The organism is Klebsiella sp. Q11 (assembly GCF_964241505.1).
Classification (GTDB): domain Bacteria; phylum Pseudomonadota; class Gammaproteobacteria; order Enterobacterales; family Enterobacteriaceae; genus Klebsiella; species Klebsiella michiganensis.
On the sequence record NZ_CAXSXW010000007.1, the window covers coordinates 294,281 to 307,118 of the forward strand.

Sequence of the window (12,838 nt, forward strand, 5' to 3'; positions counted from 1 at the left end):
TCTTATTTACAGAAAGGGCGAGTTATCAGCCCCAGTGGGCCGGTTGCATACCAGCGGCGGTTGCCGCGGCTGCGTGAGTCCCGTCCTACGGCCTGAGTCAGACGGTCAAGAATAATGGCGAGGATAACAATCCCGACGCCGCCAACGGTGGCCAGGCCCATATCAAGGCGACCGATGCCGCGCAGTACCATCTGGCCGAGACCGCCAACGGCAATCATTGAGGCGATGACCACCATCGACAGGGCCAGCATCAGCGTCTGGTTGACCCCGGCCATAATCGTCGGCATGGCCAGCGGTAGCTGAACCTTAAACAACAGCTGACGCGGGCTGGCGCCGAAGGAGCGCGACGCTTCAATCAGATCCGCCGGCACCTGGTTAATCCCCAGAATGGTCAGACGAACAATCGGCGGCAGGGCGAAGATAATGGTGACCACCACGCCCGGAACGTTGCCGATACCGAACAGCATCACAATGGGCACCAGATAGACAAACGCCGGCGTGGTCTGCATCGCGTCGAGCAGCGGACGGATAATTTTCGCCGCCCGCGGGCTCCGCGCCAGCCATATCCCAAGCGGCAGGCCGATCAGCATACAAAACAGCAGCGCGGTCAGCACCAGCGCCAGGGTCACCATCGCCTGCGACCAGGCGCCGATAGCGCCGATAGCGATCAGCGAAATCAGCGTCGCCGCGCCCATGCCGACGCTGGAAATCTGCCAGGCAATCAGCGAGAAAATAATAATCGCCACCGGCGCCGGCATACCCAGCAGCAGCTGCTGGAAGGCGCTCAGGATGTAATCCACCGGTACGCGTATTCCCTGGAATACCGGACGAAAATGCATCACGACCCAGTCGATACCGTGCGTGACCCAGCTGTCGAGTGGGATCAGCGTTTTATGGAACGGGTCCATAATATTGAAGTGTTCCGGCTGCGGCGCGGGCGCGCTGCTCAGCCAGTCGGCACCTCCGCCATCGGTCGGCGCCGGCGTAGAGGTGCCCCAGGCATCGGCGGATTGCGCTGCGCTATCCGCCGCCGGTGCGGTGTCCCACGGGTTAGATTGATCAGCCATTGTTTGCCCCCTCGCGATCTAAAGCCTGCAGCAGCATCCGTTTGGAAATGATGCCGATGTACTGGTGCCCCTCGTCGACAACCGGCACCGCGCACGGTGCATGGCCGACGTGAGAGAGCAGCTCGCTGAGCGGCGTTTGCGCATCCACCGCCTGCGGTGAGTCGATTAACGCCGCATCAATTCCCTGACCTTCGCTTAGCGCGGCTTTCAGGGAATCAATGGAGACAATGCCAACAAACTTATTCCCGCGTTCAATGACGTAGCCATATTCGCGGTCTTCATCCTGCAGCAATTTCAGCGCGGAACGCGGGCCAAAGCCGGGCGTTTTGCGAATCAGCCCCACCGGGCTACGGCGGGCAATATCTTTGGCGCTGAACACCTGGCTAATATCGACGCCGCGGAAGAAGGTTCGGACATAATCATTGGCCGGATTATTGAGTATTTCATCCGGCGTGCCGACCTGAACCACTTCACCATTTTGCATAATGGCAATCCGATCGCCAATACGCATGGCTTCATCAAGATCGTGGGAAATAAAGACCACGGTACGCTGATGTCTGGCCTGTAATTTAGTGAGCTCATCCTGCATCTCGGTACGAATTAACGGGTCGAGCGCGGAGAAGGCTTCATCCATTAACAGAATATCGGGATTAATCGCCAGCGCGCGGGCGAGACCAACGCGCTGGCGCATGCCGCCGGAGAGTTCGTCCGGGTAGGCATGAGCGTAGTTTTCCAGGCCGACCTGGCGCAGCGCCTCCAGCGCTTTCTCCTGGCGTTCCTGAGTCTGCACGCCGGCCAGCTCCATGCCGAAAGCGGCGTTGTCGAGCACGGTCATATGCGGCATAAGCGCAAAGGATTGAAAAACCATCGCAATTTTTTTTCTGCGCACCTCGCGGAGCTCGGCGTCAGAGATTTTAGCGATATCGACGCCGTCGATCAGGACCTGGCCGCGGGTGGGTTCAATCAGGCGATTGAGAAGGCGAACCATGGTAGATTTCCCCGATCCGGAGAGCCCCATGATGACGAATATCTCGCCTTCTTCAATGGTCAGACTGGCGTTCTTTACGCCAAGCGATAACCCCGTCTTTTCCAGTATTTGTTCTTTCGATAGTCCTTTATCGATATATTTGAAAGCCCGCTGCGGGTGCTCGCCAAATATCTTATAGAGATTCTTGATTTCTAATTTAATTGCCATGCAATAGAGTGTTTCCTGTTATTTATTAATATCGATACGGTACCCGGTGGTGATAATTGCTTTTTTACACCCTAACATACTGAGAATCTGTGACAACCCTTTATGTGGCGTTGCCAGGGAAATGCGCAAGGGAGAATTCCGGTGCATCCCCCGTGATATAAGGGCTGAGCGCGAATGACTTATGGTCGATATTTTTTAGTTATGTTGCGTTAATTCAGGCGAAAATCGAGGGCATGCTGTTGAATATGACACGGTGATGACCGAAAGATATTGAGTGAGGCGAAAACAAATAATGTGAAATAAATCACCAGGAAATATGCTGATATATTCCTGGTGAAAGTAAGGCTAAAAGTCCCAATCGCCGTCGACGGTTTCTTCCGCTTTTCCCATCACATACGATGAACCTGAACCGGAAAAGAAGTCGTGGTTTTCGTCGGCATTCGGCGAAAGCGCGGCGAGGATCGCCGGATTGACGGCGGCCATTTCCGCCGGGAACAGCGCCTCGTAGCCGAGGTTCATCAGCGCCTTATTGGCGTTGTAGCAGAGAAAGGCGTTGACCTCCTCAATCCAGCCGCTATCGGCGTACAGTTCGCGGGTGTAGGCCAGTTCGTTGTCATACAGATCCATCAACAGGTCGAGGGCGAAGTTTTTCATCTCCTCGCGCTTCTCGGCGCTGACTATTTCCAGCCCTTTCTGGAATTTGTAGCCAATGTAATAACCGTGTACCGCTTCATCGCGGATGATCAGGCGAATCAGATCGGCGGTGTTGGTCATCTTCCCCCGGCTGGAGAAGTACATCGGCAGCCAGAAGCCGGAGTAGAAGAGGAACGATTCGAGAAAGACGCTGGCGATTTTTTTCTTCAGCGGTTCATCTGCCTGATAGTACTCCAGCATCAGCTGCGCTTTGCGCTGCAGCGGCGCGTTTTGTTCGCTCCAGGCATAGGCGGCATCGACGTCTTTGGTCTGGCAGAGCGTCGAGAAAATGGAGCTGTAGGAGCGGGCGTGCACCGCCTCCATAAAGCTGACGTTCGACAGCACCGCTTCCTCATGCGGGGTGAGGGCGTCGGCCATCAGCGCCGGGGCGCCAACGGTATTCTGGATGGTATCGAGCAGCGTCAGGCCGGTGAAGACGCGAATCGTTAGCTGCTGTTCCGCCGGCGTGAGCGTTTGCCAGGCGGGGATATCGTTAGACAGCGGCACCTTCTCCGGCAACCAGAAGTTGCTGGTCAGCCGATTCCAGACCTCCAGATCCTTATCATCTTCAATTTTGTTCCAGTTGATGGCGCTGATGCGCGATAAATGGGTCATCCTGTTCTCCTTACAGCGCGCAGGACACGCAGCCTTCGATTTCGGTACCTTCCAGCGCCAGCTGGCGCAGACGGATGTAATAGAGCGTTTTGATGCCTTTCTTCCACGCATAGATTTGCGCTTTATTGATATCGCGCGTGGTGGCGGTATCGGGGAAGAACAGGGTCAGCGACAGCCCCTGATCGACATGGCGCGTCGCCTCGGCGTAGGTGTCGATGATCTTCTGCGGGCCGATTTCGTAAGCGTCCTGATACAGCGCCAGGTTGTCGTTGGTCATAAACGGCGCCGGATAGTAAACGCGTCCGGTTTTCCCCTCCTTGCGGATCTCTATCTTCGACACGATCGGATGGATGCTGGAGGTCGCGTGGTTGATGTACGAAATAGAGCCCGTCGGCGGCACCGCCTGCAGGTTGCGGTTATAAATGCCGTAGCGCATCACGTCATCGCGCAGCTGCCGCCACATATCGCGGTCGGGCAGGACAATACCGGCACGGGCAAACAGCGCGCGGACTTTCGCCGTTTTCGGCTGCCAGTCGCCTTCCAGGTAGGGGCGGAAATAATCACCGCTGGCGTACCGCGACTGCTCGAATCCGGCAAAACGCGTGCCTTTTTCCCGCGCTATCAGCATCGAGGTACGCAGCGCGTGCCAGGTGATGGTATAGAAATAGAAATTGGTGAAATCCAGCCCCGCTTCGCTGCCGTAGGCAATACCTTCGCGCGCCAGATAGCCGTGCAGATTCATCTGCCCAAGGCCGATGGCGTGCGAGGCGGCATTGCCCGCCGCGACCGACGGTACCGAACGGATATCGCTCATTTCGGACACCGCGGTCAGACCGCGCACCGCGACCTCGACCGTGCGGGCGAAATCAGGAGAGTCCATGGTATGGGCGATATTCAGCGAGCCGAGGTTACAGGAGATATCCTGGCCGATGCTGGCGTAATCCAGGTTTTCGTCAAAGGTAGAAGGCGCGTTAACCTGCAGGATCTCCGAGCACAGGTTGCTCATATTGATGCGCCCGGCAATCGGGTTCGCGCGATTAACCGTGTCTTCAAACATGATGTACGGATAGCCGGATTCAAACTGAATTTCCGCCAGCCGCTGGAACAGATCGCGGGCGCGGATCCAGCGCTTGCTGACCCGCGCGTCGGCCACCAGTTGTGCATACATTTCGCTTACCGCGATATCGCCGAACGGTTTACCGTACAGGCGCTCGACGTCGTAGGGTGAGAACAGCGCCATCTGCGCATCTTCTTTCGCTAGCTGAAAGGTGATATCCGGAATCACCACCCCGAGCGAGAGCGTTTTAATGCGGATTTTTTCATCGGCGTTCTCGCGTTTGGTATCAAGGAAACGCAGGATATCGGGATGATGGGCGTGCAGATAGACCGCGCCGGCCCCCTGACGCGCGCCGAGCTGGTTGGCGTAGGAGAAGGCGTCTTCCAGCATTTTCATCACCGGCACCACGCCGGAGGACTGATTCTCGATGCGCTTGATTGGCGCCCCGGCTTCGCGAAGATTGGAGAGCAGAAACGCCACGCCGCCGCCGCGCTTGGATAGCTGCAGCGCCGAGTTCACCGCCCGGCCAATGGATTCCATATTGTCTTCGATGCGCAGCAGAAAGCAGGAGACCAGCTCGCCGCGCTGCTGTTTACCCGCGTTGAGGAACGTCGGCGTGGCGGGCTGAAAGCGTCCGGAGAGGATCTCATCGGTTAGCTGCCGGGCAAGCGCCTCGTTACCCTGCGCCAGGGCCAGGGCCACCATGCATGTGCGGTCTGCAAAGCCTTCAAGGTAGCGCTTACCATCGAAGGTTTTCAGCGCGTAGCTGGTATAGAACTTCCATGCGCCGAGAAACGTCTGGAAGCGAAAACCGTAGCCCTGAGCGTACGCGAACAGCGCAAGAATAAACGAGCGATCGTAGCGGGCCAGCACCCTGGCGTCGTAATAGCCTTCGGCGACCAGCCACGTCAGCCTGTCGTCCTGGCTGGTAAAGGGCACGGTATTCGGCTCAACGTGGTTGGCCATAAACGCCGCTACCGCCTGATGGTCTTTGTCAAACGGGATGCGGCCGTTGCTGTCGTAGAGATTCAGCATCGCGTTGAGGGCGTGGAAATCCGGCGCCTCGGTGGTTATACGTTCTGCGGTTGTCGTTGCCAAAATTCGCTTACTCCTTTACGCACGTTGTCGACATCTTGCGGGGTGCCCATCAGCTCAAAGCGATAGAGATACGGTACGCCGCATTTCTGCTTGATGACGTCGCCTGCCCGGCCGTAGGCCTCGCCAAAATTACGATTGCCCGCGGCGATGACGCCGCGAATGAGCTGGCGGTTATGCGGATCGTTGAGGAAACGGATCGCCTGCCGGGGGACCGCGCCCGCCGTGCCGCCGCCGCCATAGCTGGGGACGATAAGAATGTAGGGTTCGTCTACCTGGATGCGCTCGCGTTCGTTAAGCGGTATACGCACGGCGGGCAGCCCCAGACGCTGGACGAACCGGTGCGTATTTTCGGAACTGCTGGAGAAGTAGACGATCAGGCTCATACGCTGGCCGCTGACGCTGTCGGGCGCAGGCGATTGATCATATCGGGACGGAAGCCGGACCAGCGGGTCTCTCCGGCAATCACCACCGGCAGCTGACGGAAACCCTGCTCGCGCAGCATATCGACGGCTTCAGGGTGGTGGTCGATGTTGATCATGTCGAATTCAAACCCGCGGGTTTCCATGGCCCGTTTAGTGGCATGGCATTGCACGCAGTCGTTTTTAGTGTAAATAGTAATGCGCATGATTCGTATTTCCATTTAAGATAACAGTACGACGTAAAAATTGACGTCGCGTGCTATGGGTTATCGTTGAAGGAAATACTAGATGTAGTTATTTAAAAGTTCAACAACTCAATATATATGGTTTTTGTAAAGGTTAGCCCCCGCGGGAGGATCCGGCGGGGGGCGGGATTTCTTGCCGTGAAATTACAGGCGCATACTCACCGCCAGACGATTAAAGGCGTTCATCAGGCTGATGGCGAAGGTCAGATCGCTGATCTGGCGGGCGCTGAAATGGTCCAGCAGCGGCTGATAAACGGCGTCTTCCGCATGACTTTCGGCGATATGGGTCACCGATTCCGCCCACGCCAGCGCCGCGCGTTCCGCATCGTTGAAATGGGCGCTCACCCGCCAGCCTGCCAGCGCGTCCAGCTTGTTTTGCGCGACGCCGGATTTACGCAGGGCTTTGCTGTGCATCTCCAGACAGAAGGCGCAGCCGTTGATTTGCGATACCCGCAAATACACCAGCTCGATCAGCGCGCCATCCAGCTCGCTTTTTTCCAGCGCAATTTTAGCCTGAACCAGGGCGTTATAGACTTCCGGGCTCAGTTCATTGTACGGCTGACGTAGTGTGTTCATTTTACTCTCCTCATTAAGACGCGAGGAAAATAGCACTATAATGGACTGCATAAGATAGCCATATTGCGATGAAAAAAGCAGACCATGATGGACGGTAAAAAAATTCCGCACTACCAGCGCATTGCCCGACAGCTTAAGCAGGCGATTGAGCGCGGCGAGCTGGCTCCGGGCAGCAGGCTGCCTGCAAGTCGGGTCTATGCTCAGGAGCTTGGCGTGTCGCGGGCGACGATTGAGAACGCCTGGGGAGATCTGGTGGCGCAGGGATGGCTGGAGCGGCGCGGACAGGCGGGGACCTTTGTCAGCGATCGGCTGCTGCCGCAGCAAAACGCGCCCGTTCAGCCCGTCGAGGGCGATGAACCCGCGGCGCCGCTGCCGTTTCAGCTGGGGCTGCCCGCGCTGGATCTGTTTCCACGCGGCCTGTGGGCGCGCGTGATGGGTCGGCGTCTGCGTACGCAAACGCGTTTTGACCTCGCGCCAGGCGATCCCTGCGGTGAACCGACGCTTCGCCGGGCGATCGTCGATTATTTGCGTCTGTCGCGCAGCATTGAGTGTCGGCCTGAGCAGGTCTTGATCACCGGTTGCTACGCGGCCTCGATGCGCCTTATTTTGCGCACGCTGGCGCGGCCTGGCCAGCAAATGTGGATGGAAGATCCGGGGTTTCCGCTGATCCGGCCGGTAGTGAACGACGAGGGGGTGGCGATCAATCCCGTTCCGGTCGACGACGACGGGATGGATATTCCCTGGGCGCAGCGGCATTACCCGAGCGCCCATTTCGCGCTGCTGACCCCGGCTCATCAAAGCCCGCTCGGCGTGGCGCTATCGCTGGCCAGGCGCAGACAGCTCCTGCTATGGGCGGCGCAGAATAACGCGTGGATTATCGAAGATGATTACGATAGCGAATTCCGCTATCACGGTAAGCCGCTGCCGCCGCTGAAAAGCCTCGACGCCCCGCAGCGGGTCATCTATGCCGGGGCGTTCAGCAAGTCTTTGTTCCCGGCATTACGCGCCGCCTGGCTGGTAGTGCCTGAGCCGCTGGTGGCGCAGTTTCGTGAACGGGCCGCGCTGATGTGCTGTAGCGTGCCGACGCTGTGGCAGCAGACGCTGGCGGATTTTATTCGCGAAGGCCACTTCTGGCGGCATCTGAAGAAAATGCGCGCCAGCTATGCCCAGCGCCGACTGTGGCTTGAGTCGGCGCTGCGGGCGCAGGGATTCACCGTCGTGCCTCAGGCGGGCGGGATCCAGATGGTGGTCAGGGTCGCCGGAGACGATCGGCCTCTGGCGCAGCGCGCCAGACGGGCCGGGTTGGCCGTACAGGCGCTGAGCGACTGGCGGATGGAGACTCGGGGAGAAGGGGGGCTGATAATGAGCTTCACCAACCTGACGTCGGCAGAAATGGCGAACCAGGCTGTGCGTAAGCTTTATGTCGTGCTTTACCCGCAGAGATAACAAAAACCCCTGCAGTGCAGGGGTAGACGCGTATTTGTTATCTTCATGGGTCTGGCTGTTTTATTATCGACGTAAATTCAGCAATACGCCAATAAATACCCCAACGGCAGCTGCGGCGCCGACGCTTTGCCACGGTTTATCGCGCACATAGCTGTCAGCGCAGCCCATGGCATCGCACGCCGCCTGCTGAACGCGGTTATTGCCGTTAAGCCGCGCGCGGGTCTCTTTCAGCAGCGCCTGCGCTTTTTTACGCGCGGCCTCCGCTTCGTCCTTGGCGTCGCTGCCCCATGATTTCAGCACCTCTTCCAGCGTATCCGCTAATTGGCTGACATCATTATGGATATCTTCAGCGCTCTCTTCTACGTTGTTGCGGTTTGCTCGGTTGGCCATTGGTTTCTCCCTTTATTCCATTGAGTCTATAAGTGTAGGACAAGATTTTGAATTATGCTGTAAATAGCCCTTTATGGAATATTCCGAAAGCGTTGCCTTTAATGAATAAGGTAAGGTTAACGTGCGGTAAAAGATAATGAGGAATGAGTATGTATTTAAGACCCGATGAGGTGGCGCGTGTTCTTGAAAAAGCCGGCTTCACCATGGATGTTGTGACGCAAAAAGCGTACGGCTATCGCCGTGGCGATAATTATGTTTATGTGAACCGTGAAGCTCGTATGGGGCGTACCGCGTTAATTATTCATCCGGCTTTAAAAGAGCGCAGCACAACGCTTGCGGAGCCCGCGTCGGATATCAAAACCTGCGATCACTACGAGCAGTTCCCGCTCTATTTAGCGGGCGATGCTCAGCAGCATTATGGTATTCCACACGGGTTCAGTTCGCGCATGGCGCTTGAGCGTTTTCTGAGTGGCCTGTTTGGCGAAACGCAGTATAGCTGACAAAAAGCGGCTGGCTGAACCAGTCGCTTTTTTGTATCAACTCAGGCTTTGGCCTGCTGATAGGGGCTGACGCGAAACAGGCGGCGGCAGTAGTCGAGGAAATAGCCGTACGCTGCGCCCATCATCATCGATACCACGATGTTGGAACTTACCGCCGCGGCGATCTGATGCCAGTCGGCGCCGACAACCAGCAGAATCGCGACGTATACCGGCGACTGGAACGTCACATAGGCCACCACATCCGCAATATTCTTCATCCAGCCGGATGCGCTAATGCGGCGCGCCTGGCGCATCGCGAAATCTCGATAAAAACCGTAAGGCACGGCAATAATAATGTTCACCGGAATCGCCACCAGTCTCGAAGATAACGACTGCTGGAAGGTCATTCCGGAGAGAAAAATTTCGATCATCATGTTCACAACGGTGCAGTACACCACCATCGCAAAGGTGTCTGCTACCGCATGACGCAAGCGGGACTGCGCAGAGAACATTGGTATGCTCCTCGAAAATGAAGTCGATAATGCCAAAAGATTCGCGGTTATTCAGCGTTTTTGGGTGCCTGTTTTGATGCGCGTAGATTATATCTCTGCATTAAAAGAGGCAACTAGCTATAAATTTTTATTTAAAGGCTTTTGGTCGATAAAATACTCTGCGTCAGGCTATTTTTTGTTCGTTACGCTACTTTTGTTCTCTTTGTTTATTTTTTTATTGTTTTTCAATTGGTTGTAAAATAAATACGTCATATAGATGAGAGCCAATCCGGGTTGTGAGGGGGGATTTCGCGACAGAATCGCGTAGCGGTGTGAGTTGTGTCACTTTTGGCGTTTTTTACACGTATAAAAGAGGAATGGTAGCATTATATGCTGATTTGTCTGCTGGGTGGACATTCGGATTTTTTGCATGACTATTCTATAAACGCCCGTAGCGCCCTGCGAGGCGCAACCGTAAATATACGGATAACCTGCTGAGCATACAGGTAATAAGATAAAGACGTTGCCTGGCGAATAGTATTATTTGCAAAAGAATTTATTCAGTGTTGATAATTTCGCTTTTATCGATTTGTTTTCCTTATTAATTGCTAAACATTTCTGGTGCTATATCAGGAATTAGTGAAAGGCTGGAAATACATTATCATATCAATTAAACTAGCGCCGTAATCTTTGTTTTATTTGCTATTTGGGAATTTTTTGAATTATATGTCATTACTATTAGAGAAATTGAATAATATCCGTTCACTTCGCGCCATGTCCCGTGAATTCTCCATTGACGTGCTTGAAGATATGCTGGCAAAGCTAAGGACCGTCACTGAAGAAAAACGCGCTGAGGAGCAGGCGGCTCAGGCGCTGCGCGCAGAACATCAGGAAAAAATAAATACCTGGCTGGAATTAATGATGGCTGACGGCATTACCCCTGAACAATTAGCGGGCTACAATAGCGCTTCCCCGAAAGGGAGCAAAAAGCGCCAGCCGCGTCCGGCTAAATATCGTTTTACCGACCATACCGGCGCCGAGAAAACCTGGACCGGGCAGGGACGTATGCCGAAGCCGCTGGCTAAAGCGGTGGCTGAGGGAAAATCCCTCAATAGTTTCCTGATCTAATATTGAAAACGGTGGGGAGACCCACCGTTATCGTTAGCCGGCTTAATCAGCACACGCCAAAATCGCCGTCTTCTTTATAAGCCGTCACATCGGCGGCCTTCAGCGTATATTTCTCACCCTGCTCGTTGCTTGCCTGAACGGCAATAATGCGATCGTCCTGGACTTCAACGACTTTAAGTTTTGGCCCACCCGCGCGCGGTTGTACCAGGTCACCGACTGAAAACATACTGCTTCTCCTGTGTGCTGATAAATCTTTCGCTGACAATAACCATAGCTCAGCAAAAGCGTTCCTAACAGCTGACCAAAAGAGGTAGAGGTTAGCGACGGTTCCAGGGCATCAAAGCCAAAAGACGCGCCATACCGCAAAACCCGGTAATACCGGCAAAGGTTAAGCCGGCGCCGACGAAGGCGCTAAGCAGAAAAAAGCCGCTGCTGAAAGCGTAACCTAAAGCGACGCCAAGCAAAATCAGGGCGCCGGCGGCGATCTGTACCTGACGCATAAGCGGCAGCGGCTGTGATTTATCCTCTTTCACCGGCAGACCGGCCGCTTTCCACGCCTGAATTCCGCCAGCCAGCAGCTTTACCTGCGCCGGTGCGGCGGCCTGCGCCAGACGGGCTGCGTTATTTTGGGTGCGCGATCCCGCCTGACAGTGAAAAATAATCGTCTCTTCGGGACTGACGTGCAGCGCTGTGCCATTCGTCAGCGTCGCCAGCGGCACGAGCTCCGCGCCGGGAATATGCTCGCGGGCGTATTCATCGGCATCGCGGATATCGATCAGCCGGCCGCCCCGGGCGACGAGCGCCTGGGCTTCGGCAGGCGAAAGAGTGGCAATAGGCATAAAGGCTCCTTAAGGACAATAGATTGACTTCAGCGCGGCGACGATTTGCTGAACCGCTGGCCGGGTAATGAAGTAGTGAATGCGCTGCGCCTGACGTTCGCAGCCGATCAGGCCTTCATCACGCATCCGCGCCAGATGCTGGGAAGTTGCGGAGGGGCTCAGCCCGGTTATCCGCGCCAGTTCGCCGGCGCTGGTGCCCGGCGCATCGCATAGCATGCACAGAATCAATAGCCTGCTGGGATGGCTCATGGCTTTCAGCAGCGCGGCGGCTTCGCCGGCGCTGGCCTGTAGCTGTTCGGGTGTATTCATTTATTTTAGTCTTTTCTAAATTTAGTAAATTCTAAAATAAAAAAGGGTATTACGCCAGCAATGGATGCCGCTGTGGCTAAACAGCGTGGCCAAAACCAGGACGATTCTTGAGCGCCGGGTTAAGCGTAACTTAAGCCAGGGGGGCGATAATGACGGAAATATGACTGTCGCGAGCTACCGCCATGAACGTACTGGAAACCCTTAATCAAAGCGCCTTTTTAGCGCTGAACGCATCGCCCGGCACGCCGGAGGCGATCCTGGCATTGGCGCGTTTTTCAGCGAGCGGGATCATCTTTGTGGTTCCGGCCATTCTGCTCTGGCTGTGGTTTTCCGGCGGGCGGCAGGGTCATCGGCAGGCGCTGTTTTGTACCTTGAGTATTCTGATCGCGCTGGGATTGGGATCGATCTGCGGAATGCTGCTGTTTCATCCGCGGCCGTTTATGATCCCGCTCGGCCATACCTGGATAAATCATCCGGCGGACAACTCTTTCCCGAGCGACCACGGCACGGTGATGTTTAGCGCCGCGTTTGCACTGCTCTCGCTGCGTTCACGCGCCGCGGGGCTCTTTCTGCTGCTGGCGGCGCTGCCCGTGGCCTGGTCGCGGATCTTTCTTGGGGTTCACTTTCCGCTGGACATGGTGGGGGCGGCGTTGGTTTCAGCCTGCGGCGTCTGCGTCGCGAAGCTTATCTGGTCGGGCATTGGGCACCGCTTAACCTCCCTGTGTGAAGCGATAAGCAGACGCCTGTTCGCCTGGCTACCGCCGCGCTTCACGCCCTGAGCGAATCAGAAG

16 protein-coding genes are annotated in these 12,838 nt (G+C 55.9%); 4 read left to right on the forward strand and 12 right to left on the reverse strand.

Translation table 11 applies throughout. The annotated features are described in order from the left end of the window. Positions 1-2: 2 nt before the first annotated feature. The 7 genes from proW to ACESQ2_RS14025 form a co-directional block, all read right to left on the reverse strand. Positions 3-1,067 carry a glycine betaine/L-proline ABC transporter permease ProW gene (proW, locus tag ACESQ2_RS13995; RefSeq protein ID WP_004853456.1) on the reverse strand — a complete coding sequence of 355 codons (1,065 nt, stop codon included), beginning with the start codon at positions 1,065-1,067 and terminating at the stop codon, positions 3-5. Beyond that, a complete protein-coding gene (gene proV, locus ACESQ2_RS14000; RefSeq protein WP_373170712.1) occupies positions 1,060-2,262 on the reverse strand; it encodes a glycine betaine/L-proline ABC transporter ATP-binding protein ProV in 1,203 nt (400 codons plus the stop codon). The genes proW and proV overlap by 8 nt, the downstream gene beginning before the upstream one ends. A 345-nt stretch (positions 2,263-2,607) precedes the next feature. After that, the gene (gene nrdF / locus ACESQ2_RS14005; RefSeq protein WP_014226498.1) at positions 2,608-3,570 is read right to left on the reverse strand and encodes a class 1b ribonucleoside-diphosphate reductase subunit beta; all 963 of its coding nucleotides are present in this window, start codon (positions 3,568-3,570) and stop codon (positions 2,608-2,610) included. Positions 3,571-3,580: 10 nt separating this feature from the next. Then, on the reverse strand, positions 3,581-5,725 hold the full coding sequence (gene nrdE, locus ACESQ2_RS14010) for a class 1b ribonucleoside-diphosphate reductase subunit alpha (RefSeq protein WP_373170713.1): 2,145 nt from the start codon (positions 5,723-5,725) through the stop codon (positions 3,581-3,583). Next, positions 5,698-6,108, reverse strand: a complete 411-nt coding sequence (nrdI, locus tag ACESQ2_RS14015) for a class Ib ribonucleoside-diphosphate reductase assembly flavoprotein NrdI (protein ID WP_004104769.1) — start codon at positions 6,106-6,108, stop codon at positions 5,698-5,700. The genes nrdE and nrdI overlap by 28 nt, the downstream gene beginning before the upstream one ends. Continuing rightward, positions 6,105-6,350 carry a glutaredoxin-like protein NrdH gene (gene nrdH / locus ACESQ2_RS14020; protein ID WP_004853449.1) on the reverse strand — a complete coding sequence of 82 codons (246 nt, stop codon included), beginning with the start codon at positions 6,348-6,350 and terminating at the stop codon, positions 6,105-6,107. Before nrdH ends, nrdI begins: the two co-directional genes overlap by 4 nt. A 183-nt stretch (positions 6,351-6,533) precedes the next feature. Beyond that, a complete protein-coding gene (locus ACESQ2_RS14025) occupies positions 6,534-6,965 on the reverse strand; it encodes a carboxymuconolactone decarboxylase family protein (protein WP_373170714.1) in 432 nt (143 codons plus the stop codon). A gap of 87 nt (positions 6,966-7,052) precedes the next feature. Between ACESQ2_RS14025 and ACESQ2_RS14030 the strand changes: the two genes are divergently transcribed. Beyond that, positions 7,053-8,411, forward strand: a complete 1,359-nt coding sequence (locus ACESQ2_RS14030; protein WP_373170745.1) for a PLP-dependent aminotransferase family protein — start codon at positions 7,053-7,055, stop codon at positions 8,409-8,411. A 63-nt stretch (positions 8,412-8,474) separates the two neighbouring features. Here the strand turns inward: ACESQ2_RS14030 and ACESQ2_RS14035 are convergent, their stop codons facing one another. Continuing rightward, on the reverse strand, positions 8,475-8,801 hold the full coding sequence (locus ACESQ2_RS14035; protein WP_004123945.1) for a DUF883 family protein: 327 nt from the start codon (positions 8,799-8,801) through the stop codon (positions 8,475-8,477). Between the two features lie 149 nt (positions 8,802-8,950). Here ACESQ2_RS14035 and ACESQ2_RS14040 point away from each other — a divergent pair, with 149 nt between their 5' ends. Then, positions 8,951-9,301 carry a DUF2002 family protein gene (locus tag ACESQ2_RS14040; RefSeq protein WP_004123942.1) on the forward strand — a complete coding sequence of 117 codons (351 nt, stop codon included), beginning with the start codon at positions 8,951-8,953 and terminating at the stop codon, positions 9,299-9,301. A 41-nt stretch (positions 9,302-9,342) separates the two neighbouring features. On the opposite strand, the gene alaE is transcribed toward ACESQ2_RS14040, so the two are convergent. Next, positions 9,343-9,792 carry an L-alanine exporter AlaE gene (alaE, locus tag ACESQ2_RS14045; protein ID WP_004853442.1) on the reverse strand — a complete coding sequence of 150 codons (450 nt, stop codon included), beginning with the start codon at positions 9,790-9,792 and terminating at the stop codon, positions 9,343-9,345. 705 nt (positions 9,793-10,497) lie between these two features. Between alaE and stpA the strand changes: the two genes are divergently transcribed. After that, a complete protein-coding gene (gene stpA / locus ACESQ2_RS14050; protein WP_032750945.1) occupies positions 10,498-10,899 on the forward strand; it encodes a DNA-binding protein StpA in 402 nt (133 codons plus the stop codon). A gap of 46 nt (positions 10,900-10,945) precedes the next feature. Here the strand turns inward: stpA and ACESQ2_RS14055 are convergent, their stop codons facing one another. From ACESQ2_RS14055 to ACESQ2_RS14065, 3 genes are all read right to left on the reverse strand, one after another. Beyond that, positions 10,946-11,125, reverse strand: coding sequence for a hypothetical protein (locus tag ACESQ2_RS14055; RefSeq protein WP_014226493.1), 180 nt, complete (start codon positions 11,123-11,125; stop codon positions 10,946-10,948). 91 nt (positions 11,126-11,216) lie between these two features. Further along, a complete protein-coding gene (locus tag ACESQ2_RS14060; RefSeq protein WP_046877648.1) occupies positions 11,217-11,738 on the reverse strand; it encodes a rhodanese family protein in 522 nt (173 codons plus the stop codon). 9 nt (positions 11,739-11,747) lie between these two features. Next, positions 11,748-12,047, reverse strand: a complete 300-nt coding sequence (locus ACESQ2_RS14065; RefSeq protein ID WP_014226491.1) for a helix-turn-helix transcriptional regulator — start codon at positions 12,045-12,047, stop codon at positions 11,748-11,750. Between the two features lie 182 nt (positions 12,048-12,229). On the opposite strand from ACESQ2_RS14065, the gene ACESQ2_RS14070 reads away from it, so the two are divergent. Next, positions 12,230-12,826 carry a phosphatase PAP2 family protein gene (locus ACESQ2_RS14070; RefSeq protein WP_042927329.1) on the forward strand — a complete coding sequence of 199 codons (597 nt, stop codon included), beginning with the start codon at positions 12,230-12,232 and terminating at the stop codon, positions 12,824-12,826. Positions 12,827-12,838: the final 12 nt, after the last annotated feature.

Bases quoted from the DNA above. Each gene is read 5' to 3' on its own strand.
- ACESQ2_RS14065 (WP_014226491.1), bottom strand. From the start codon at position 12,047: ATGAATACACCCGAACAGCTACAGGCCAGCGCCGGCGAAGCCGCCGCG.
- nrdH (WP_004853449.1), bottom strand. From the start codon at position 6,350: ATGCGCATTACTATTTACACTAAAAACGACTGCGTGCAATGCCATGCC.
- ACESQ2_RS14035 (WP_004123945.1), bottom strand. From the start codon at position 8,801: ATGGCCAACCGAGCAAACCGCAACAACGTAGAAGAGAGCGCTGAAGAT.
- proW (WP_004853456.1), bottom strand. From the start codon at position 1,067: ATGGCTGATCAATCTAACCCGTGGGACACCGCACCGGCGGCGGATAGC.
- nrdI (WP_004104769.1), bottom strand. From the start codon at position 6,108: ATGAGCCTGATCGTCTACTTCTCCAGCAGTTCCGAAAATACGCACCGG.
- ACESQ2_RS14030 (WP_373170745.1), top strand. From the start codon at position 7,053: ATGGACGGTAAAAAAATTCCGCACTACCAGCGCATTGCCCGACAGCTT.
- proV (WP_373170712.1), bottom strand. From the start codon at position 2,262: ATGGCAATTAAATTAGAAATCAAGAATCTCTATAAGATATTTGGCGAG.
- ACESQ2_RS14060 (WP_046877648.1), bottom strand. From the start codon at position 11,738: ATGCCTATTGCCACTCTTTCGCCTGCCGAAGCCCAGGCGCTCGTCGCC.
- nrdF (WP_014226498.1), bottom strand. From the start codon at position 3,570: ATGACCCATTTATCGCGCATCAGCGCCATCAACTGGAACAAAATTGAA.
- stpA (WP_032750945.1), top strand. From the start codon at position 10,498: ATGTCATTACTATTAGAGAAATTGAATAATATCCGTTCACTTCGCGCC.
- ACESQ2_RS14055 (WP_014226493.1), bottom strand. From the start codon at position 11,125: ATGTTTTCAGTCGGTGACCTGGTACAACCGCGCGCGGGTGGGCCAAAA.
- ACESQ2_RS14040 (WP_004123942.1), top strand. From the start codon at position 8,951: ATGTATTTAAGACCCGATGAGGTGGCGCGTGTTCTTGAAAAAGCCGGC.
- ACESQ2_RS14070 (WP_042927329.1), top strand. From the start codon at position 12,230: ATGAACGTACTGGAAACCCTTAATCAAAGCGCCTTTTTAGCGCTGAAC.
- ACESQ2_RS14025 (WP_373170714.1), bottom strand. From the start codon at position 6,965: ATGAACACACTACGTCAGCCGTACAATGAACTGAGCCCGGAAGTCTAT.
- alaE (WP_004853442.1), bottom strand. From the start codon at position 9,792: ATGTTCTCTGCGCAGTCCCGCTTGCGTCATGCGGTAGCAGACACCTTT.